A 20,809-nucleotide genomic window follows, 5' to 3' on the forward strand; every position below is an offset into this window, starting at 1 on the left:
GCGCCGTCATGCGGTCCCGAGGTACGCCTCCCGCACCAGCGGGTTCGCCCGTACCTCGGCCGCCGTGCCCTCGGCGAGCACCGTTCCGAGGTCCAGTACGACGACCCGCGCGCACAGCTCCATCACGAAGGCCACGTTGTGCTCGACCAGCAGCACCGCAGAGCCCTCCCGCTCCGCCAGCCGCCGAACGACCTCCGCGAGCCGGTCGCGCTCGTGAGCGGACATGCCGGAAGCCGGTTCGTCCAGCAGCAGCACGCGCGGCGGATCGGCCACCGCGCGGGCCAGCTCCACCATCCGGGCCCGTCCGACCGGCAGCCCGCCGGCGTACGAGGCCCCCAGCGCGCCGATCCCGCAGTCGGCCAGCACCCGCTCGCCCCGGGCCCGCCGCTCGCGCTCCCGGGCCCGCCGGGCCGGCAGGGCGAGGAGATCGGCGGCCGGCCCGCCCCCGCCGCCCCGCCACTCCTGCGCCACCAGCAGGTGGTCGGCCACGCTGAGCTGCCCGAACAGCTGCTGCCGCTGGAAGGTCCGGCGGATCCCGTGCCGGGCCCGCCACACGGGGGAGCGGCGGGTGACGTCCGTGCCGTCCAACAGCATCCGCCCCTGGTCGGGGCGGCGGATCCCGGACAGCACGTCGAACAGCGTGGTCTTCCCGGCGCCGTTCGGCCCGATGAGCCCGCACACCTCGCCCGCGCGGACCCCGAGATCCACCCCCGTCAGTGCCCGGACACCGCCGAAGCGCACGCCGACCCCACGGGCCTCCAGCACGTACCCGCCCGCGCTCATGTCGCCATCCCCAGGTAGGCCTCCGTGAGCCGGTCCGCCTCCACCTCGGCCCGGGGGCCGCACCAGGAGACCCGGCCCTGCGAGAGGTAGGCCACGGTGTCGGCGACGCCGAGGATCCCGGCCGCCTTCTCCTCCACCAGGAGCAGCGCCGTCCCGGCGTCGCGGAGCTCGGTGAGCAGCGCGTACACCTCCTCCACCACGCGCGGGGCGAGGCCGAGGGAGGGTTCGTCGGCGATCAGCACCGCGGGCGGCCGCTGGAGCAGCGGAGCCAGCGCGAGCATCTGCTGCTCGCCGCCCGAGAGAGCACCGGCGGGGACCGCGCGCCGCTCGGCGAGCCGCGGGAAGCGGGCGTAGACGCCGGCCCTGGCTGCGGCGTCCGGGAGGTACAGGGCCAGGTTCTCCTCGATGGTGAGCGCGGGGAAGATCCCGCGCCCTTCGGGGGCGAGCAGCACCCCGGCCCGCGACCGGCGGACGGCCCCGTCCCGGGTCGCGTCCCGCCCGCCCACGTACACCGCCCCGGCCGAGGCGGGCAGCAGCCCGGCGGCGACCCGGCAGGCGGTGCTCTTCCCGGCCCCGTTGGGCCCCAGTACGGCGAGGATCTCGCCCGCGCGGACGGTGAGGTCGACCCCGTGCAGCACGAGCCCCCCGTCGTACCCGGCGGTGACCCCGCGCAGTTCGAGTGCGCAGGCGGCTTCGCCGGGCAGGTCCGTCCCCGCCGGCGATCGGGGCGCGGGGTCCGGGGCGGAGCCCCGGGAGACGACGGCGCGCGGTGCCGCCGGCCCGGGCCCAGCGGGGATCCGGGCCGGTCGTCCGGCGGCGCGCCGCCGTGCGAGCCGCACCGGAACAGCCGCGCAGTACCCGTCGGGATCGTTGGCCAGGGCCAGTCCCGCCAGCCCGAACAGGATCACCGGCAGGTGTGCGGACCCGGTCACGTGGTCCGCCAGCAGCCGCGGGGCCACGGCGAACACCAGCCCCGCCACCACCGCGTACTGAGGTCTGCGCACACCCGCCGCCACGACCACCGCCAGCCACACCAGCCCGGTCATCGCCGTGAAGTCCGTCGCCGTGATGCGGGTGTTGTACGACGCGTACAGCACACCCCCGAACCCGGCCAGCCCCGCCGACAGCGTGAACAGCAGCAGCTTCGTGCGCAGGACGGAGACCCCCGAGGCGACCGCCGCGGCCGGCGCCGACCGGACCGCGAGCATCGCCCGCCCCGACGGGGAGTTCCGCAGCGCGGTCAGCCCGGCCGCCACCAGCGCGACCAGGACCACCAGGGCCACCCCCAGCGCCCGGTCGTCGGACAGGTCCACCGGTCCGAACACCGGCCGCGGGACCGGCCACCCGGCGTCGCCGTTGCGCAGCCAGCGCATCTGGAACAGCACCTGATCGGCGAGGAAGGCCAGCGCCAGGGTGGCCAGCGCCAGCGACCTGCCGCCCAGCCGCAGCGCCGGGAGCGCGACGAGCGCACCCAGCAGGGCGGCCACGCACGTGCCCACCGCCAGCGCGGCCGCGAACGGCCAGCCCCGGCTCATGAGCAGCCCGGCGACGAGCGCGGCGCCGGTCACGAACGTGCCCTGCGCCAGCGACACCATGGCCCCGAGCCCGGTCACCACCGTGAACGACATGAACACGAGCGCGATGGCCAGTCCCTGCGCGAGCAGGCCGCTCCAGAAGGGGGTGGTCACGGTGTAGAACGCCACGCACAGCGCCGCCGCGCCCGCGGCCCACACCCCCCACCGCCGCCCCCACGAGGCCCCGGCCAGGTGGTCGACCGGCGGCGCGTCCACGGCCGCGACCCCCGCCGTCCGCGCCGTGCGCGTCAGCACCAGCAGCCCGCCGAACAGGATCAGGAACGGCACGGCCGTGCGGAAGCCGGTGACGGACTCGGCGAAGGACGCGTACCCGGCCACCAGGTTCTGCAGCACCCCGAGCCCGAGGCCGCCCGCGAAGGCGAGCGGCACGGAGGCGAACCGTCCGATGACCGCCGCCGTGGCCGACACGAACAGGAACAGGGTGAAGTCGTGCGCCGACAGCCCCAGCAGCGGGGTCGCCAGCACCCCCGCGAGGCCCGCCAGGCCCGACGCGATCATCCAGGCCACCGACGACAGCCGGTCGGCACTGATGCCGCGCAGCTCGGTCAGCGAGCGGTTGTCGACGGCGGCCCGCAGCCGCAGCCCCAGCCGCGTGTGCCGCATCAGCACCCACAGAGCCACCGCCACCAGCGCCGTCACCACCCAGGTGATCAGCTGGTCGGAGTCGATGCCGACACCCTCCGCGAGCTGCCAGGACACCGCGGGGCTGGGCCCCACTCCCGGCAGCCCGAACTGGTTCTCCGCCGGCTTCACCGGCGCGCCCGCCTCCGCCAGCAGTTCCACCAGCCACAGCCCCGCGGCCGGCAGCGCCACCAGCAGCCCGATGGTGGCCACGATCTGCGCGGTCTCGCCGACGCGGGCGAGCTGCCGGAACATCAGCCGGTCCAGCCCCCAGCCGAGACCGGGGGCCAGGACGAGGACCACCAGCAGGGCGGCCGGGACGGCGGGCCAGCCCAGCCCCGAGTGCAGCTCGTAGAAGGTGAGCGCGCACAGGTAGGCGGTGGCCCCGTGCGCGAAGTTGAACAGTCCGGACGCCGAGTACGACAGCACCAGCCCGGTCGCGAGCAGTGCGTACAGGGCGCCGGAGACCAGGCCGCTCAGGACGAAGACGAGCAGATCCCCCATGCCGCGGCCCTACTTGAAGGGGACGGGTTCGTGGCACTTGAACGGGACCGAGACCTCGTAGGCACCGTTCTTCAGCTGTACGAGGGCCCCGCAGCCGAAGCTGTCCTTCTGCCCCTTGGGCTCCGCGCGGTCGCCGACGAGCGTGCCGGTGTCGGAGAAGCCCTGCGCGGCGGCCTGGAAGGACTCGACGGTCAGGTCCTTGCCGGCTTTCTGCGCGATGGAGAGGAAGAGGTCGGCCGACATGTATCCGGTGAGCATGTGCATGTTGAGCGGGACCTCCTGGCCGCCCGCGGCCGCCTTGATGTCGGCCTTGAACTGCGCCATCTTCGGGTCGTCCGACTCGAAGGGCTGGAACTGCAGCAGCACGTGCACCCCGTCGAGGGCCTGCTTGGTGGCGTCCTTGGCGAGCAGCCCGGGGTCGTAGTCGGTCGGGTCGGAGAGCAGCCCCTGGTAGCCGCTGCGCTTGAGGGCGGTGAACAGCCCGATGTTGTTCGGGGTCTGCATGACGGAGACGACGGCGTCCGGGGCCTTGCCGTCGCTGCCCGCGAGGATCTCCTTCACGTACGCGGACCAGTCGCTCGGGACGGCGGTGGCGGGCACGGAGGCCTTGGCGTAGGAGACCGTGAACCCGGCGCTGGCGAAGCCCTGCTGGAAGGTCCGGATGCCGAACTTGCCGGCGTCGCTGTCGTTGGCGATGATCGCGACCGATTTGCCCCGGGCCCCGCCGAGGATCGTGCCGATGCCCTCGGGCCAGGTCTGGTTGAGCGTGCCGCCGGGGGTGGGGACCAGGCAGCCGTTGAAACCGTAGATGTGCTTGGGCCCGCAGAAGGCGGGCAGGGTGCCCCAGCCGAAGGTGGGGACCTTCTCCTGCTCCAGGAAGTCCGCGCCGGAGAAGGTCACCGAGCTCATGGGGGAGACGGCGAAGACCTTGTCCTGCTGGACGAGTTTGCGGGCGGCCGCCAGGTTCTTGGCGGGGTCCTGGCCGTCGTCCTCCGCACCGAGGTAGTCGATCCTGCGTCCGTTGATCCCGCCCTCGGCGTTGGCCCGCAGATAGCGGGCCCTGGCGCCGAGGTCGGTGTCCTTCTTGCTGTAGCCACTGGCGCTGGTCATGGACACGATTCCGCCGACCTTGACCGCATCGGCGCTCACGCCCCGGGAGTTGCCCAGCGCGTCGCCCGGTTTTCCCGGAGAGGTTCCGTTGGTGGAGGCGGAGTTGCAGGCGGAGACGAGTGCGAGGGCTGCCGCGGCGGCGGCCAGGGTGCGGATCGGTCGCAACATGTCGGGAATCCCCTCCGTTGGAATGCCCGCATTCTGTGCGCGACCTGACGGATCGTCAATATTGCTGACACGTGGAAGTGACGATCCGTCAGTTCTGCTTCCCGGCAGCCGGGATACCGCGCGGGGCGCCCCGTCGTCGCATCCCCGGCCGGGCCCGTCTCACGAGGAGTACAGGGCCGCGACCTCCTTCGCGTACGCCTTCTCGATCGCCCGGCGCTTGAGCTTCAGGGAGGGGGTCAGCAGCCCCCGCTCCTCCGTGAACTGCTCACCCAGCACCCGGAACGTGCGGATCGCCTCCGCCTGCGAGACCAGGGTGTTGGCGGCCACCACCGCCCGGCGCACCTCCGCCGTCAGCTCGGGGTCGCCCACCAGCTGCGCCGCCGGCAGCTGCGGCCGGCCGCGCATCGACAGCCAGTGCGCGATCCCGTCCATGTCCAGCGTGAGCAGCGCCGCGATGTACGGCCGGTCGTTGCCCACCAGCACGCACTGCGACACCAGCGGATGCGAACGGACCCGCTCCTCCAGCGCGGCGGGCGCGACGCTCTTGCCGTTGGAGGTCACCAGGATGTCCTTCTTGCGCCCGGTGATGGTCAGGTACCCGTCCGCGTCCAGCCGGCCCAGGTCCCCGGTGGCCAGCCAGCCGCCGCGCAGCACCGCCTCCGTGGCGCGCGGGTCGTTGAGGTACCCGGAGAAGATGTGGCCGCCGTGCAGCCAGACCTCCCCGTCCTCGGCGATGTGCACCGTACTGCCCGGGATCGGCCGTCCCACCGTCCCGTACTTGGTCGCGCCGGGCGGGTTCGCGGTGGCCGCCGCGCACGACTCGGTCAGCCCGTACCCCTCGAACACCGTGATCCCGGCTCCGTCGAGGAACAGTCCCAGGCGGCGCGACATCGCCGACCCGCCCGACATGGCGTGCCGCACCCGGCCGCCCATCGCCTCGCGGACCTTCCCGTAGACGAGCCGGTCGAAGAGCTGGTGCTCCATGCGCAGGGCGGCCGAGGGGCCCGGCCCGGTGCCGAAGGCCTTGCGTTCACGCGCCTCCGCGTACCGTACGGCCGTCTCCACCGCCCGGTCGAAGGGGCCCGTACGCCCCTCCGCCTCCGCCTTGCGGCGGGCGGCCGCGAAGATCTTCTCGAAGACGTACGGGACGCCCAGCACGAACGTCGGCCGGAAGGCCGCGAGGTCCGGCAGCAACTCGGCCGCCGCCAGGACCGGCTGGTGGCCCAGCTTCACCCGCGCCCGGACGGCGGCCACCTCCACCATCCGCCCGAACACGTGCGCCAGCGGCAGGAACAGCAGGGTGGACGGCGCCTCGCCCTCCCGGGCCTGGAAGACCGACTCCCAGCGGCTGACCAGGGTGTCGCTCTCGTACATGAAGTTGGCGTGCGTGAGCACGCAGCCCTTCGGCCGGCCCGTCGTCCCGGAGGTGTAGATCACGGTCGCGGTCGCGTCGGGGGTCACGGCGCTCCGGTGGCGGTGCACGACGTCCTCGGCGACCCCGCGGCCGTCGGCGACGAGCCCGTCCACGGCACCGGCGTCGAGCTGCCACAGCCGGAGCAGGCGGGGGAGCCGGTCGATCACCGACCCCACCGTCATGGCCTGGTTCTCGTCCTCGACGACACAGGCCGTGCAGTCGGAGTCGAAGAGGATCCAGTGCACCTGCTCGGCGGAGGACGTCGGATACACCGGGACCGGCTGCGCGCCGATCGCCCACAGCGCGAAGTCGAAGAGGGTCCACTCGTACCGGGTGCGGGACATGACGGCGACCCGGTCACCGAAGCGCACCCCCTGGGCCAGCAGTCCCCGGGCGAGCGCGAGCACCTCGCAGGCCAGCTCCCCGGACGTCACGTCCCGCCAGACCCCGTCGGTCTTCCGGCCGAGAACCACCCGCTCCGGCTCCTCGCGAGCGTGCTGGAAAACGATGTCGGCAAGGCCGCCGACGGGTGTACCCGTGACGACGGGTGGGACGGTGATCTCGCGCAAGCCCCGCTCCTCTCCGCGCGCCGCGGTGAACGTACCGCACGGTCAACAGGGGGTGACCGGCCATCCGATACCTCCACAAGACCTCCCCAGTGATCACCGTGTTCACGCCGTTGACGTGCGACTGAGCCGGTCCGCGCCGGAGAGCACGGCCGCGGCCAGGGCCTCGGCCGCGGCCGGCGGACGCGGGCCGCGGAGCAGGGCGAACTCCACCGGCCCCAGCTCCGGCAGCCCGCCGACCCGCACCAGCCCCGGCGGGATCAGCCCCCGGACGTGCGCCATCACGCCGAGCCCGGCCCGGGCCGCCGCGATCAGGCCGCTCAGGCTGCCGCTCGTGCACGCGATCCGCCAGGCCCGCCCCTCCCGCTCCAGCACCTCCAGAGCCCGGGCCCGGGTGATGCCCGGAGGTGGGAAGACGATCAGCGGAACAGGGCGCTCCGGGTCCACCCGCAGCCCGTCCGCGCCGATCCACACCATGCGGTCCCGCCAGACGAGCCGGCCCCGCTCGTCCCCGGGCCCCCGCCGCTTCGCCAGCACCAGGTCCAGGCGCCCCGCGTCCAGCCGCTCGTGCAGGGTCCCGGACAGCTCCACCGACAGCTCCAGGTCCACCTCGGGGTGCTCGTGCCGGAAGCTTTCGAGGATCTCCGGGAGCCGCGTCAGCACGAAGTCCTCCGAGGCCCCGAACCGCAGCCGCCCGCGCAGCCGCGTCCCCGCGAAGAAGGCCGCCGCCCGCTCGTTCGCCTCCAGGATCGTCCGCGCGAAACCGAGCAGCGCCTCGCCGTCCTCCGTCAGCCCCACGCTGTGCGTGTCACGGACGAACAGCGGCCGTCCCGTCGCCTCCTCCAGCCGCCGCACGTGCTGGCTGACCGTGGACTGACCCACGCCGAGCCGCCCGGCGGCCTGCGTGAAGCTGAGCGTCTGGGCCACGGTGAGGAAGGTCCGCAACTGGACGGGGTCGTACATACCGCCACGTTAGCCGCTCATCGTGGATCGCGATGGCAGTGAGTGCGGTGTGCGGGTTTCCCGATGAACAGCCACCCCCGACCATGGAGGAAGCACCCCGAGCACCCCGGTCCCCGGGCACCTCGAACACCCCGATGACTCCGAACACCCCGCTCCCCGCGCATCCCGCCCCGGGCGAGCCGGAAAAGCCCCGACAGCAAGTGAGCACCCCGTATGCGCCGCCCGCACCTCCCCGCCCGGCTGCCCCTGGACCCGTACGTCCTGGCCCTGCTCGCCACCGTGGGCCTCGCCGCCCTGCTGCCCGCCCGCGGCCCGGCCGCCACCGCCACCGACCTCGCCTCCACCGCGGCCGTGGCCCTGCTGTTCTTCCTCTACGGCGCCCGGCTCTCCACCCGCGAGGCCCTCGACGGCCTGCGCCACTGGCGGCTCCACCTCACCGTGCTCGCCTGCACCTTCGTGCTCTTCCCGCTCCTCGGCCTCGCCGCCCGCGCCCTGGTCCCCGGCCTGCTCACCGCCCCGCTCTACGGCGGCCTGCTCTTCCTCTGCCTGGTCCCCTCGACCGTGCAGTCCTCCATCGCCTTCACCTCGATCGCCCGCGGCAACGTCCCCGCCGCCATCTGCGCGGGCTCCTTCTCCAGCCTGGCCGGCATCGTCCTCACCCCCCTCCTCGCCGCCGCCCTGCTCGGTGGCGACGCGGGCGGCTTCTCCCCCGACTCCCTCCTCAAGATCACCCTCCAGCTCCTGCTGCCCTTCCTCCTCGGCCAGGTCCTGCGGGCCAGGGTCGGCGGCTTCCTCGTCCGCCACAAGCAGGTCATCGGCCGCGTCGACCGCGGCTCGATCCTGCTCGTCGTCTACGCCGCCTTCAGCGCGGGCGTGGTCGCGGGCATCTGGCACCAGGTGAGCCTCCCGAGGCTCGCCGCCCTGATGCTGGTGGAGGCCGTACTCCTCGCCGTCATGCTCCTCGCCACCTGGTACGGCGCGGCCCGCCTCGGGTTCGCCCGCGAGGACCGCATCGCCATCCAGTTCGCCGGGTCGAAGAAGAGCCTGGCCGCCGGACTCCCCATGGCCGGCGTGCTGTTCGGGCCGCACGCCGCGCTCGCCGTGCTCCCGCTGATGCTCTTCCACCAGATGCAGCTGATGGTCTGCGCGGTCATCGCCCGGCGCCGCGCCCAGGACCCGGTGCCCGAACTCCCGCGCGCCCGTGTGGCGGAGGTCTCCCGCCCGGTCCCGCAGGGGGCCGCCCGGGCCCGCTAACGTTCGGTGGTGACCTGGATACGCCCGCTCGGCGCCCACGCCGAACGCCCCTGCACCCTGGTGGTCTGCCGCGGCTGCTGCTGCGGTGACCCCCGCAAGAACCCCGGCACCGACCACGCCGGCCAGCTCGCCCGGCTGCGCGAGGCCGCCGCCGCCTCCGGGGGCCGGCTGGCCGTCCGTACGAGCGAGTGCCTCGGCCCCTGCGCCCAGGCCAACGTCATCGTGGTCCAGCCCACCACCGAGGCCCGCCGCCGGGGCGCCCGCGCGACCTGGTTCGGCTGGGCCCTCGACGACACCGCGACCGACGAGATCATCGCCTGGGCCGTGTCCGGCGGCCCGGGCACCACCCCGCTCCCGCCCACCCTGGACCTCCACCGCATCGACCCCCCGGCCCCGAAGCCGGCCAAGTCCGCCTCCCGCCGGGGCCGCAGAGCCTGATGTCCGGCGGTGCGCGGGAGTCGCGCGAACCGGCCACGCCGGCCGGGTCCGACCGGTAACGTCACCACCAGTTGTTGCCGACGGGCCGACTCGCTCGCGCCTGATCGGCGTCTCTCGGGGTGCGGGCGTGGGGGTACGGATGCCGGACGTCAACGAATCAGCGGCGGACACTGCGGGGAACGGGAACGGGGACGGGGGCACGGAGACGGCCCGGGCGACCGAGGCGGCCCGGGCGATGGACGCCGTCGAACTGATAGACCAGGTCGTGCAGGTGCTGTCGCGGGCCCAGGACCTGGAACTCTCCTGGAGCGGGCACGTGGACGGCGAAGCGGGCGCCGTGGCCGCCATGCGCCAGGAATGGGAGGCCGTGCGCGGCGGGGAGCTCCGCATGTCGGTGGTCGCCCCCATGAAGGCCGGAAAGTCGACACTGGTCAACGCCATCGCCGGTTACGAGCTCCTGCCCGCCCGCGCGGCCGCGATGACCACGCTCCCCACACGGATCGTGCTCGACCGCTGCCTGACCGAGACGGAGCTCGCGGAGCAGGGCGCCGACGCGTTCCGGCCCGTACTGAAACTGCGCGAGCAGGACGCGGTCCGGTTCGACCTGCTGGTGAAGGCGATCCGCACCCACCTGGCCCCGTCCCAGGCCGAGCAGGAACAGGACCGCTATCCGCACCTCGTGCCCCTCATCCAGGACGTCCTCGCCGAGCGGTTAGCGCCGACGCGGGCCCGCTACGAGGGGCGCGCCGAGGTCCAGGAGGCCCTGACGCGGCTCAACGACCTGATGCGGCTGGCCGGCCGGGTCCTGCCCTCCGGGTGGCGGATCGAACTCTCGGACGTGCCCGTCGTGCACACCCCCTACTGGGCGCCCGCCGCGGGTGAGGACGACGGTCCGGGGCGCCTGGTCGTCGTGGACACGCCGGGCCCGGACGAACACGAGCTGTCGGAGATGCTCGGGAACGTCGTCAGCAGGCAGCTCAGCGAGAGCCACATCGTGCTGGTCGTCCTCGACTACACGAAGATGGGCGGACAGTCCGACGCGCGGATCCGCCAGCTGATGGAGCCCCTGCTGGCCGTCATCGGCCCCGACAAGCTCTTCGCGGTCGTCAACAAGATCGACCAGAAGCGCCACGAGACGGACCTCGGCAACGAGGGCATCGTCCGGTCGGTCACCGCCAACCTCGGACTGTCCGACGCCACCGCCGGCGAACGCATCTACACCACGTCGGCCGAGTGGGCGCTCGCCTCCGTCCGGACGCTGACCTCCCTCAAGGCCGCGCAGCACAACTTCCTCCCCGCCTCCGACGAGTCCGCAGCCCGGCTGCTCAAGCTCGTGTACCCGATGCACTGGGAGGAGGAACTGGAGGACATCCGGACCGAGACACTGACCCGGGTGGCCCAGCGGGCCTGGAAGTTCAGCCAGATCGAGCAGTTCCTCACCTCCGCCGTCGCCCACCTGCGCCACAGCGCCCTGAGCTTCGCCATCGGAGCGGCCCTCACCAAGGCCGTCTCCGAACTCGCGGATCTGGAGATCGCCACCGCGTCACGCCGGGACCTGATCGGCCGCAGGTCCCACGACCTGGCACGGGCGGTGGAACAGATCTCCGACGAGATGGCCGAGATCGCCGGATTCCGCAGCCGGGTCACCGAACCCGCGAAACTGGCCGGGCGTCTCGCCGCCGACATGCACAAGCAGCTGAAGAGCGCCAGGGACGAGGGGGACAAGGTCGTCAAGAGGTTCCACGGCGACCTTCAGGCGGCTGCGCGCTCCGGAGGCACCGGACTGATCGACCGGGCGCTGAAGACCGTCTTCCGCAAGGACGAGGACGCCCTGGAGTTCACCAGCGCCGAAGACGCCTGGGACTACATCCGCCTCCGGACCCTGGAGCCGAAACCACGCCTGGACGCCATCCTGGAGCGCAGCCGCAAGCGGATCGAATCGTCCATCGGGTCTTCCGCGCGGCGCCTGGTGCAGCAGGAGAGCGAGCTCGTACGGCCCGTCGTGGAGCGGGCCGCGGCCAGGGTCAAGGACGACTTCGACCTCGCCTTCACGGTGCCCGAACTGGACCTGGGCGGTTCCGGGTTGGCGGAGAGTCCGATCGTCCCGCAGGCCGAGACCCGGCAGACGACCGTCGAGGTCGAACGTGAGGTCTACGGACGCTCCTGGCGGACCCTGTGGATGTGGCGCACCACCTACTCCAGGACCGTCGAGGAAGTGACCGAGGAGCATGCGTACGTCGTCTCCGTGGACGCCCTCGCCGACAGCGTCCGGCAGTCCTTCCACACGTGCCTCCACGAGATCGAGGAGGCCCTGAGCAGCCACGTCAAGGAGATGGTCACCGTGCAGGTCGACCACTACTACGACGGGGTCGAGGCCTTCCTCCAGCGGTACCGGGGGATCCTCCAGCAGTCCGCCGAGGACAACGAGCTCGAAGAGCTGAAGCAGAACGAGCTGCGGGAGAACCTCAACGTCTTCCTGGCCGCGGTACGGGACCTCCGGGCCGAGGTGGAGCACGTCCGTGCCGTCTAGCAGGACCCCGGCCAGGACCCGTCCCGTACCGGCCCCCCTGCCGCAGCCCCTGTGCCGGATGCTCAGCGGGCTCAGCGCGGCAGCCGTACGCGCCCTCGGCACCCACGACCGCCGCCGCCCGGCGCTGCCCGAACCGACGGCGGGAGGGCTGAGGGCCCTGCTGCCCGACCTGTCCGAGGCGCCTTCGGGGCGCCTCGACTACCGGATCCCCCTCATCGCCCCGATGAAAGCAGGCAAATCCACCCTGCTCAACGCGATCGTCTGCCAGGAACTGCTGCCCTCGCGCGGCCCCGCGATGACGGTCCTGCCCACGCGTGTCGTCCCCGTCGCCCACCACGCCGCGCCCGGGCCGGTCCTCAGCCTCGCGCCCGAAACCGCCGCCCGCATCGACGGCCTCGCCGCCCGGCTCCGCGCCCCCGGGCGGCGCGCGGCGGTGGCCGCGGCGGTGAACCGCCATCCCCAGCTCGCCTCCGTCGCCCGGGACAGGCCCGGCCCGCCCGCCACCGGCGAGGTGGGCCACGAGGGAACGGCCACCGTCCGCAGGGCCCTCGCCGGCCTGAACGACCTGCTGCGGCTCGCGCTCCTGGCACTCCCCGAGGAGGTCGCGCTGCGCGAGGTGCTCGCCCTGCGCGCCCCCGAGGCCGTCGTTCCCGTGCCGTGGCTGGCCTCGGCCCCCGAAGGCGGCCGGCTGGTCCTCGTGGACACCCCCGGCCCGGACGAGGAGCTGCTGCCCGGCGTCCTCAACCACTTCGTGGCGCGCGAGGTCCACCACGCCCACGAGGTCCTCGTGGTCCGTGACGCGACGCGCCGCGGCAGCACGGCCGAGGCGTGCGTCGACCGGCTCCTCGCCGCAGCGGCCCCCGGCACCGGAGCCGCCCCCGCCTTCACGGTGCTGAACAGGGCGGACCTGGTCTCCGCCGACCAGGTCGCACAGGTCTCCGGCCCCGTGTCCGCCGCCGACGGCGCGCCGGGCCGTACCGGCCGAACCGCCGCCCGCCAGGCGCTCGCCGCGGCATCCGTGCTGTGGCCGCGGGCGGACAGCGGGCACGGCGACACGGCGCAGCACGCCGCGGTCGTCGAACTCCTGAGGGGCCTGTTCCCCCTCGACTGGAAGGACCGGGTGGACACCATGCTCACCCGCCAGACCCACGCGGTCGCCCGACGGGCCTGGGACCGCTCCGGCGTGCCCTCGGTGATGTCCTCGTTCGTCCACGACCGGGGCCGCGCCCCGGGCGGATGGGCGCTGGCCCGGCTGCTGGCCCGGCTCGCCCCGCTCACGGGTCCACCCCCGCCGACCGGGCGGTCCGCCGGCCCCCGCGCGCCCCTGGACGACCTGGCGGTCCTGGCCGACCGCCGCCAACGCGTGGCGGACGCAGCCCGGAGCCACTTCGCCGGCCTGGCGATCGAATGGAGGTGACACGGTGCCGGACGACCTGCGCAGCCTCGCCCTCGACGTACCGCTGCTGACCGACCGGGTGCTGCTCGAACTTGCCAACAGCCTGGTGGTGGCCGAGGACCTCACGACGTACCGGCGTGAACAGTCCTTCTCCGCCACCCTGCTCGCCCGGATCGTCGGCCGGGAACGGCAGCGCGAGCTGCTGACGACCCGGGCACTGGTCGACGGGCAGCGTTCCCTGGTCGACTGGGCCACGGAACTCTCCGGCCAGGCCCGCATATCCGACCTGGCACTGGCGCGGGTCGCCGCATGCCTGGGCGAGACACGACGCCGGGTCGAGGAGGTCGGCGGACAGTCGGCGGCGCGGCTGTCCGAACTCGCCGACGTGGTGGCCCGGATAGCCGAGGCGTGCGAGACCAGGTTCACGGAGGCGGAGAGCCGCCTCGCCGCCCTGGAGGAGCAGCAGGCGGCCACGGAGCTGGGGCTCCAGGCCGAGGACGCCCTCGCGATCTCGGTGGGGCGCTGGACGGCCGGCCAGTCGTACAGCGGACTCCCCTGGCCGGTGCAGGTGGTGATGCTGTCGGCCGAGATCGCCGCCGGCCCTGCCGGCGCCCACAGCTTCCGCTCGGGCCGCGACGCCTACGTCGAGCGGCTGATCCACGCCGTCATGAACGTCGTCCGACCGGGCACCCCGCAGGGCCGCTTCATCCTCGTGGACCTGCTCGACGAGGGCTGCTCCACGACGGCGCCGGACCGGCTGCGGCTGGCCGCCGAGATCCTGGGCAGCGGTCTGGCACCCTCCCTCGTCGCACCGGCCGGCCCGCTCAGCGCCGTCGCCGCAACGGCCGTCGAGCTCTGGACCCTGCCGGGCACCGCCCGCCCACCGCGCCCGACCGAGACCGCCGCCGCGCTCGTCCGGCGGCGGCACGGGTGGTGGACCCCGCGCACCGGTACGGCCGGACACTTCGTCGAACGGGTCGTCAAGGAGCAGGCCGCAGCCGCCCGCACCCTGCGCCAACGGGCGGCCCGCGCGGCCACCGAGCCGGTGCCGGCCGCGTACGCACCCGGGGCGGGCACCAGCCACGGCCCGGCCACGACACCTCAGGCACGGGCATGACCGGCCTCACGGACCTCGCGGCCGCCGCACGGCGGGCGGCGGCCGCCGGTCCGGACACCGGCCGGGCCGCCGACAGCGCGCCGAAGCGGGCGACGGCACCCGGCCGGGCCCCCGCGGAGGACCGGGCCCCCGCCCAACTGCCCAGGATCGGCCTGGTGCTGTCCGGCGGCGGCGCCAAGGGCGCCTACCACGTGGGGGTGGTGGAGTACCTGGCGTCGGTCGGCACCAGCGTCCACGCCATCGCCGGTGCCAGCATCGGAGCCCTCAACGGGGCGATCCTCGCCGCCGCCGGCACCCCCGCCGCAGGAGCGGCCGCGCTCACCGCCGTGTGGGAGGAGGTGGCGTGGCAGGCCGGATCCGCCCCACCGGCCGACGGGGCGGGCGGACCGCCCCCGGAGGAGACGACGTGGGAGCGGCTCGCCCGGATCCTGCCACGACTGTCCGCACCCGCCCTCCAGCCGGCGGCCCTGGAACAGCTCGTCGCCGACCACGTGGACCCGGACCGGCTCGGCTCCGGGATCCCGCTGTGGGTCTCCGCGTTCCCGGCACTGGAGGAGATCGACTCCCTGCGCGGCTGGAGCTGGACCCTCGACGTGGTGCGCTCCGGCCTGGGGGCGCGCGCCGAGTGGCTCCACGTCAACGATTTGCCGCGGCGGGAACGGCACCGGGCGGTGCTCGCCAGCGCCGCGCTCCCCGTCGTGCTGCCTCCCCGCCGCGTCGGCCGCAGCCTCTACCGGGACGGCGGGATGGCCGACAACACCCCGGCGGGTGCCCTCGCCCGGTACGCGAGGTGCGACATCGTGATCGTCGTCCACCTGAGCGACGGGGCGTTGTGGGACGCCCACGACCATCCCGCGCTGCGCGTCATCGAGATCCGCCCCCGCCACCGCATCCGCCCGCCCGGCCCGGCCGGCGGCGCGACGGCCCTGGTCGACCTCTCCCCGAAACGCCTCCGCCACCTGCGCCGCCAGGGCTTCGAGGACGCCCGGTGGACCATGGAGCCGCTGCGCGCCGCGCTGTCCGCGGTGGAGGGGGCGAGGACCGCACAGAGCCGGATGCTGGACGCCGTCGCCCGCCTGGACGACGAGGCGCGTCCGGACGACGAGGCCCGGCTGGACGACGAGGCCGGGGAGCCCGGCCTGCCGCCGGGCCTCAGCGGGTGATGCGCTCCTCGCCCGCGTAGATGTTCATGTCCGGGCCCCGCAGGAAGCCGACCAGGGTCATCCCCGAATCCAGGGCCAGGTCCACCGCCAGCGAGGACGGCGCCGACACGGCCGCCAGCACCGGGATGCCCGCCATCACCGCCTTCTGCACGAGCTCGAACGACGCCCGGCCCGACACCAGCAGGACCGCGCCCGCCAGGGGGAGCCGCCCGGACTGGTACGCCCGGCCCACGATCTTGTCCACCGCGTTGTGCCGGCCGACGTCCTCCCGCAGGTCGAGCAGCTCGCCCTGCGCCGTGAACAGCCCGGCCGCGTGCAGTCCGCCCGTACGGTCGAAGACCTTCTGGGCGGCGCGCAGCCGGTCCGGCATGGCGGACAGGACGTCCACGGGCACCCGTACCGGGTCGGCGTCGATCCCCGGGAAGCGGGTCGCCGTACGGACGGCGTCCAGGCTGGCCTTCCCGCACAGACCGCACGAGGAGGTGGTGTAGACGTTCCGCTCCAGCGTGATGTCCGGCACCGGGACCCCGGCGGCCAGCTGTACGTTCACCACGTTGTAGGTGTTCGACCCGTCCTCGGTCGCCCCCTCGCAGTAGGTCACGGCCTGCACGTCCGAGGCGGAGCCCAGCACCCCCTCGCTGACCAGGAAGCCCACCGCCAAGGCGAAGTCGTCGCCCGGCGTACGCATCGTGATCGCCAGCGGTTTGCCGTTCAGCCGTATCTCCAGCGGCTCCTCGGCCACCAGTGTGTCCGGCCGGACACCCGCCCCGCCGTTCCGGATCCGGACGACGCGACGGCGCTCGGTGACCCGTCCCATGGTGATCAGTCCACCCCTTCTGTTCTCGCCCTTGTTCCCGTCGGCTTCCGACGAGCTCATTGTCCCGGTTCCGCTTCCCGCGGCGCCCCCGGCAGGTGGATCCTCGGGAAGCTCCAAAATCCGGGGCCGGAATCCTGTCGGGTCACACGCACACGTACCCACCAGTAGCAGGCAAAGCTGGGTGATCCTGACTTCCGTACAAGGGGGGACCCCGCCCATGACCGGTTCACGCGTGGTGGCGCTAGGGCACTACCAGCCCGCGAAAGTGCTCACCAACGAGGACCTCGCGGCCATGGTCGACACCACCGACGAGTGGATCCGGTCCCGCGTCGGCATCCGCACGCGCCACATGGCTGGCCCGGACGAACCGGTGGACGAGCTGGCCTACCAGGCGGCGGGCAAGGCGCTGGCCGGTGCCGGCCTGACCCCGGACGACATCGACCTGGTGCTGGTCGCCACGTCGACCGCGATCGACCGTTCGCCGAACATGGCCGCGCGCGTCGCCGCCAAGCTGGGCATGGGCGGCGGCCCCGCCGTCATGGACATCAACGTCGTCTGCTCGGGCTTCACCCATGCCCTGGCCACCGCCGACCACGCCATCCGGGCCGGCTCCGCCACCCGCGCCCTGGTCATCGGGGCCGACAAGATGACCGAGATCACCGACTGGACCGACCGCACGACGTGCGTGCTCACCGGCGACGGGGCCGGCGCGGCCGTCGTCGAGGCCTGTGAGGAGCCGGGCATCGGCCCGGTCCTGTGGGGCTCGGTCCCGGAGATGGGCAACGCGGTCCGGATCGAGGGCTCGCCGCCGGTCTTCGCCCAGGAGGGGCAGTCCGTCTACCGCTGGACCACCAGCCAGCTCCCGCCGCTCGCCCGCAAGGTGTGCGAGAAGGCCGGAGTCACCCCGGAGGAACTGGCCGCGGTCGTCCTCCACCAGGCGAACCTGCGCATCATCGAGCCCCTCGCCGCGAAGATCGGCGCCGTCAACGCCGTCGTCGCCCGTGATGTCGTCGAGTCCGGCAACACCTCGGCCGCCAGCATCCCGATGGCCCTGTCGAAGCTGGTCCAGCGCGGCGAGATCCCCTCGGGCGCCCCGGTCCTCCTCTTCGGCTTCGGCGGCAACCTCTCCTACGCCGGCCAGGTCATCCACTGTCCGTGACGGCTGCCACGGCCGCTCCCTCCGCCGGTTCGGCGGGGGAGCGGCGGCCCTCGGCGGCCAGCGCCCCGACGAGGACGCACGCCAGGGCCACCAGCTGGCCGGCTCCCGCCCAGCCCGTCCCCACCGGGACGGTGGCGAGCGCGAGCACCAGGGCCACCGCGCGGTATCGGGCCGGTCCGATGCCGAGCGCGGCACGGAAGGCCAGGTCCCCGGCCAGGTAGAGGGCGACACCTCCCGCCAGCGCGACCGCCGGGCCGGTGTGCAGGTGCTCGCCGAGGTGGCCGATGGTCTTCTTCACACCCGCCGCGAAGACGGCGATGCCCAGGAGCATGGGCAGGAACGCGTAGTAGTAGGCGACCATCGCCAGCTTGAAACGGCGCTCCGGCGGGGTCTGCGCGAACACCTCCTCGGCCCGGCCCTCGTCGCGTACGAAGTACATCCACCACATCGCCGACGCGATCGCCAGGGCCAGGAACGCGCCGCCCGCGATGCCGGGGGACAGCGGCAGCGAGCCCACCCCGATGCCGATCGCGATCACGGACTCACCGAAGACGATGATCAGCAGCAGGCCGTGCCGCTCCACCAGGTGCGCCGCGTTCATTCCGCCGAGCTGGTCGCCGACCGTCGGCTGGGCCGCGTCGGCGGTCACGGCCGCCGCGGGCTCCGCCGCCCCGCTCGCCGTGACCCGCTGCACGACCACCGGCGTCACGAACTGCAGCAGCAGCGCGAGCATCCAGAGACCCCAGGCCGGCAGCCCGTCGAAGGATCCGGCTGCCGTCACCGACAGGGCGCACAGGACGTTGGGCAGCGCGAACCACAGCACCCCGCGCCCGTGCGCCTGCGTGAACAGGGCTCCGTGGACCAGTACGACCAGCAGGTACCCGAGGCCGAAGGCGGTACCGCCGGCTCCGAAGGCCGTCGGTACGGCCAGGGCGCACACCAAGAACGCCCCCATGGCCAGCATCAGCAGCACCCGCCGGACCGTCCGGTCCGGCGGCACCTGGTTGGTCAGGTGCGCGTAGCCCCCGTACATCCAGAACAGGACGGTGAAGATCAGCACCACCTGCCCCGCGCCCCGCAGGCTCAGGTCGTCCGCCAGAAGCACCGTCAACTGCGTGATGGTGAAGACGAAGACGAGGTCGAAGAACAGCTCCAGCGTGCTGACGCGGTGCTCGGATTCCATGCGCGGCTCCCCCCGGACGTGTGCGCAGCCATCCGACCGCCCGGCTCCCCCCGATGTCCAGCCGGTATCAGCATCCGGAAGTCCCCGTGCGGCCCCTCGCCCCGTCCGCCGCAGGGGAGCGGACCCCCTCCGACAGCGGCGAGACAGACCGTCTCGCTACGGCTGTCGACGCATGCGTGCAGGTCAGCCCGGCGTGGCGGAGGATCACCGCCCGGATAAGTGGTCGGAGCCCCGCCGATCCTTTGCTATTGTTGTCCATGTCGCCGCGGGAAACCGGGGCCGACCACCTGGTCCGGGTGGCGGAATGGCAGACGCGCTAGCTTGAGGTGCTAGTGCCCTTTATCGGGCGTGGGGGTTCAAGTCCCCCCTCGGACACCAGCTGAGACCCCACTTCGCGTGGGGTCTTCTGCTTTTCCGGGCGGTGGCGTGACCCGCCACGTGACCGATGGCCCTGCGCATCGTCCTGTCCGGTCACGTACCCAGCACCACCAGGCCCGTCGGGCTGGTCAGGCTGCCCGGGAGGACGGACGTGAAGGTGTGGGGCAGCGACAGGCTGGGCTGGTCGGTGTCCGACACGGCGTCGAAGAGGTAGGCCGCGGCAGCCGCGGTGTCACTGACCAGGTGCGGGCCGCCCGCCGCGACCGTGCCACCGGCGAGCGGGATGCGGAAGAGCCGCCGCAGGTGCCGCAGGGTCTCGGGAGTGACCGGTGTGACCGGAGTGACCGGGTCGGCCGGGGCAGGCATCGGTCGGGGCCGCCCGGCCGGAGTCTGCTCCGCGGCCGCCGCCGGGGCGTCCGGCGGGATCGCGCCCGTCAGCAGCAGGGCCAGGAGCACCGGGACGGCCTTGCGGCGCAGGGTCTCGGTGGCGGCTCCCAGCCGGTGCGCATGGCTCGCGGGCAGCGAGAGCGCGAGGCTCCCGGCGGCGTCCCCGGTGGCGATCGGGACCGCCGAGCAGACGACCCCGGGGGAGTACTCGCGCAGGTCGAACACGGGCGCTCCCGGAGCCACCGCGTCCAGGGCGCTGAACAGGACCCGGCTGTCGGTGATCGTCCGCGGGGTGAGCCGCGCGGGCCGGTGCCGGGCCACGTGGTCGGCGCGGCCGTCGTGGTCGAGCTGGGTCAGCAGGCACTTCCCGACCGCGCTCGCATGCGCGGCGGCCCGGAAGTCGACCCACTCCCGCACCGGCGGGGTCGCCGGCCCGTCCGCCATCTGCGTGATCCGGACCTCGCCCCCGGCGTACCGGCTGAGGTACACCGCGGCGCCCGTGCTGTCCCGCGCCAGGGCCAGGGTGCGCTGGAGCTGCCCGGCCAGGCCGTGCCAGCCGGGGGCGGCGAGCCGGTCCAGTGCGGGGCCGCGCCGGTACACCCCGGCGGCTGGACGCACCGCGTACTCCTCCTCGCACAGCATCGCCAGCAGGGGCCGCAGTTCCCCCTCGGCGAGGCCGGACTCCCGGGCGAGCTGGGCGGCCCGGACCCCCAACGGGCGCCGCTCCAGGACGCGTACGACCGCCAGGGCGCGGCGCGCCTCCGTCAGGGCCAGGCTCGTACCGGCCCGGGCGGCGCTCCCGCGGTTCGCCGCCGTCAGCGCGGGGTGGCGCAGTGGTCCGGCGGCCGGGCGCGGCGCGGCCGGCGGCCGCGCCGCCGAGGCCGACACGGTGACGGGCTGCGGCAGGAACGCGGCCAGCACCCCGGACAGCCCTGGCCTCGGCAGCGGCACCGGGCCCAGGTCGGGATCCTCGAACTGGTCGACGTGGCGCAGTACGGCCGCCTGCGTGCACAGCCGGACCTCGCGCAGATCCCGTCGGCCGCCCGGGCGGAAGCCGCGCCGGCCCAGCTCGCGCGCCCAGTGCCGGGCGTCGTGGTGCTCGCCGCGCCGGGAGTGGTCGAGGAAGAGGCAGTACGCGGCCGCCGAGGTCCGCGGGCTCCCGGACCCTGCGGCGAACTGCCACCAGAAGCGGGCTCCTTCGCGCAGCCCGGCCAGGTGCAGCAGACAGCCGAAGACCACCGCCCCGGCCAGGTCGGTGTGTCC

The 20,809-nt window shown here is 73.8% G+C and carries 14 protein-coding genes, 1 tRNA gene and 1 pseudogene; 8 read left to right on the forward strand and 8 right to left on the reverse strand.

The window, feature by feature from the left end; all coding sequences use genetic code 11:
* Positions 1-6: 6 nt before the first annotated feature.
* The 5 genes from DEJ51_RS27905 to DEJ51_RS27925 all read right to left on the reverse strand — a co-directional run bounded on the left by DEJ51_RS27905 (position 7) and on the right by DEJ51_RS27925 (position 7,724).
* Entirely contained in the window at positions 7-783 is a 777-nt protein-coding gene (locus tag DEJ51_RS27905) for an ABC transporter ATP-binding protein (protein WP_150260339.1), read from the reverse strand.
* On the reverse strand, positions 780-3,503 hold the full coding sequence (locus tag DEJ51_RS27910) for an ABC transporter permease subunit (protein ID WP_150260340.1): 2,724 nt from the start codon (positions 3,501-3,503) through the stop codon (positions 780-782). Before DEJ51_RS27910 ends, DEJ51_RS27905 begins: the two co-directional genes overlap by 4 nt.
* A gap of 9 nt (positions 3,504-3,512) precedes the next feature.
* Positions 3,513-4,781, reverse strand: a complete 1,269-nt coding sequence (locus DEJ51_RS27915; protein ID WP_150260341.1) for an ABC transporter substrate-binding protein — start codon at positions 4,779-4,781, stop codon at positions 3,513-3,515.
* A gap of 159 nt (positions 4,782-4,940) precedes the next feature.
* Complete coding sequence (locus tag DEJ51_RS27920; protein WP_150260342.1) at positions 4,941-6,764, reverse strand: AMP-dependent synthetase/ligase; 1,824 nt, start codon at positions 6,762-6,764, stop codon at positions 4,941-4,943.
* 102 nt (positions 6,765-6,866) lie between these two features.
* Positions 6,867-7,724, reverse strand: a complete 858-nt coding sequence (locus DEJ51_RS27925; RefSeq protein WP_150260343.1) for a LysR substrate-binding domain-containing protein — start codon at positions 7,722-7,724, stop codon at positions 6,867-6,869.
* A gap of 213 nt (positions 7,725-7,937) precedes the next feature.
* Here DEJ51_RS27925 and DEJ51_RS27930 point away from each other — a divergent pair, with 213 nt between their 5' ends.
* The 6 genes from DEJ51_RS27930 (at position 7,938) to DEJ51_RS27955 (ending at position 15,622) form a co-directional block, all read left to right on the forward strand.
* A complete protein-coding gene (locus DEJ51_RS27930) occupies positions 7,938-8,978 on the forward strand; it encodes a bile acid:sodium symporter family protein (protein WP_150260344.1) in 1,041 nt (346 codons plus the stop codon).
* 9 nt (positions 8,979-8,987) lie between these two features.
* Positions 8,988-9,416 (forward strand): (2Fe-2S) ferredoxin domain-containing protein, encoded by a 429-nt coding sequence (locus DEJ51_RS27935; protein ID WP_150260345.1) that lies wholly within the window; start codon positions 8,988-8,990, stop codon positions 9,414-9,416.
* Positions 9,417-9,651: 235 nt separating this feature from the next.
* The gene (locus DEJ51_RS27940) at positions 9,652-11,946 is read left to right on the forward strand and encodes a dynamin family protein (RefSeq protein ID WP_190620682.1); all 2,295 of its coding nucleotides are present in this window, start codon (positions 9,652-9,654) and stop codon (positions 11,944-11,946) included.
* The gene (locus DEJ51_RS27945; protein WP_150260347.1) at positions 11,936-13,363 is read left to right on the forward strand and encodes a hypothetical protein; all 1,428 of its coding nucleotides are present in this window, start codon (positions 11,936-11,938) and stop codon (positions 13,361-13,363) included. The genes DEJ51_RS27940 and DEJ51_RS27945 overlap by 11 nt, the downstream gene beginning before the upstream one ends.
* A gap of 4 nt (positions 13,364-13,367) precedes the next feature.
* Positions 13,368-14,459 carry a hypothetical protein gene (locus DEJ51_RS27950; protein ID WP_150260348.1) on the forward strand — a complete coding sequence of 364 codons (1,092 nt, stop codon included), beginning with the start codon at positions 13,368-13,370 and terminating at the stop codon, positions 14,457-14,459.
* On the forward strand, positions 14,456-15,622 hold the full coding sequence (locus DEJ51_RS27955; RefSeq protein ID WP_150260349.1) for a patatin-like phospholipase family protein: 1,167 nt from the start codon (positions 14,456-14,458) through the stop codon (positions 15,620-15,622). The genes DEJ51_RS27950 and DEJ51_RS27955 overlap by 4 nt, the downstream gene beginning before the upstream one ends.
* Here DEJ51_RS27955 and fdhD read toward each other — a convergent pair.
* Complete coding sequence (fdhD, locus tag DEJ51_RS27960) at positions 15,612-16,439, reverse strand: formate dehydrogenase accessory sulfurtransferase FdhD (protein ID WP_150262192.1); 828 nt, start codon at positions 16,437-16,439, stop codon at positions 15,612-15,614. The two genes, DEJ51_RS27955 and fdhD, sit on opposite strands and share 11 nt — an antisense overlap.
* Before the next feature lie 217 nt (positions 16,440-16,656).
* On the opposite strand from fdhD, the gene DEJ51_RS27965 reads away from it, so the two are divergent.
* Positions 16,657-17,598: a beta-ketoacyl-ACP synthase III gene (locus DEJ51_RS27965; protein ID WP_150260350.1), complete on the forward strand. Its 942-nt coding sequence runs from the start codon at positions 16,657-16,659 to the stop codon at positions 17,596-17,598.
* Here the strand turns inward: DEJ51_RS27965 and DEJ51_RS27970 are convergent.
* Complete coding sequence (locus tag DEJ51_RS27970; protein WP_150260351.1) at positions 17,582-18,781, reverse strand: low temperature requirement protein A; 1,200 nt, start codon at positions 18,779-18,781, stop codon at positions 17,582-17,584. The two genes, DEJ51_RS27965 and DEJ51_RS27970, sit on opposite strands and share 17 nt — an antisense overlap.
* A 290-nt stretch (positions 18,782-19,071) precedes the next feature.
* Here DEJ51_RS27970 and DEJ51_RS27975 point away from each other — a divergent pair.
* Positions 19,072-19,159: transfer RNA gene (locus DEJ51_RS27975), tRNA-Leu, on the forward strand.
* 435 nt (positions 19,160-19,594) lie between these two features.
* Here the strand turns inward: DEJ51_RS27975 and DEJ51_RS35240 are convergent.
* Positions 19,595-20,320: pseudogene (locus DEJ51_RS35240) on the reverse strand (IclR family transcriptional regulator); the annotation flags it as partial.
* Between the last annotated feature and the right edge of the window lie 489 nt (positions 20,321-20,809).

Source organism: Streptomyces venezuelae (assembly GCF_008642275.1).
GTDB lineage: Bacteria > Actinomycetota > Actinomycetes > Streptomycetales > Streptomycetaceae > Streptomyces > Streptomyces venezuelae_E.

What these genes read in the sequence shown, in the direction of transcription:
- DEJ51_RS27955 (WP_150260349.1), top strand. Translation starts at nt 14,456, where the DNA reads ATGACCGGCCTCACGGACCTCGCGGCCGCCGCACGGCGGGCGGCGGCC.
- DEJ51_RS27940 (WP_190620682.1), top strand. Translation starts at nt 9,652, where the DNA reads ATGGACGCCGTCGAACTGATAGACCAGGTCGTGCAGGTGCTGTCGCGG.
- DEJ51_RS27915 (WP_150260341.1), bottom strand. Translation starts at nt 4,781, where the DNA reads ATGTTGCGACCGATCCGCACCCTGGCCGCCGCCGCGGCAGCCCTCGCA.
- DEJ51_RS27970 (WP_150260351.1), bottom strand. Translation starts at nt 18,781, where the DNA reads ATGGAATCCGAGCACCGCGTCAGCACGCTGGAGCTGTTCTTCGACCTC.
- DEJ51_RS27905 (WP_150260339.1), bottom strand. Translation starts at nt 783, where the DNA reads ATGAGCGCGGGCGGGTACGTGCTGGAGGCCCGTGGGGTCGGCGTGCGC.
- fdhD (WP_150262192.1), bottom strand. Translation starts at nt 16,439, where the DNA reads ATGGGACGGGTCACCGAGCGCCGTCGCGTCGTCCGGATCCGGAACGGC.
- DEJ51_RS27910 (WP_150260340.1), bottom strand. Translation starts at nt 3,503, where the DNA reads ATGGGGGATCTGCTCGTCTTCGTCCTGAGCGGCCTGGTCTCCGGCGCC.
- DEJ51_RS27925 (WP_150260343.1), bottom strand. Translation starts at nt 7,724, where the DNA reads ATGTACGACCCCGTCCAGTTGCGGACCTTCCTCACCGTGGCCCAGACG.
- DEJ51_RS27930 (WP_150260344.1), top strand. Translation starts at nt 7,938, where the DNA reads ATGCGCCGCCCGCACCTCCCCGCCCGGCTGCCCCTGGACCCGTACGTC.
- DEJ51_RS27965 (WP_150260350.1), top strand. Translation starts at nt 16,657, where the DNA reads ATGACCGGTTCACGCGTGGTGGCGCTAGGGCACTACCAGCCCGCGAAA.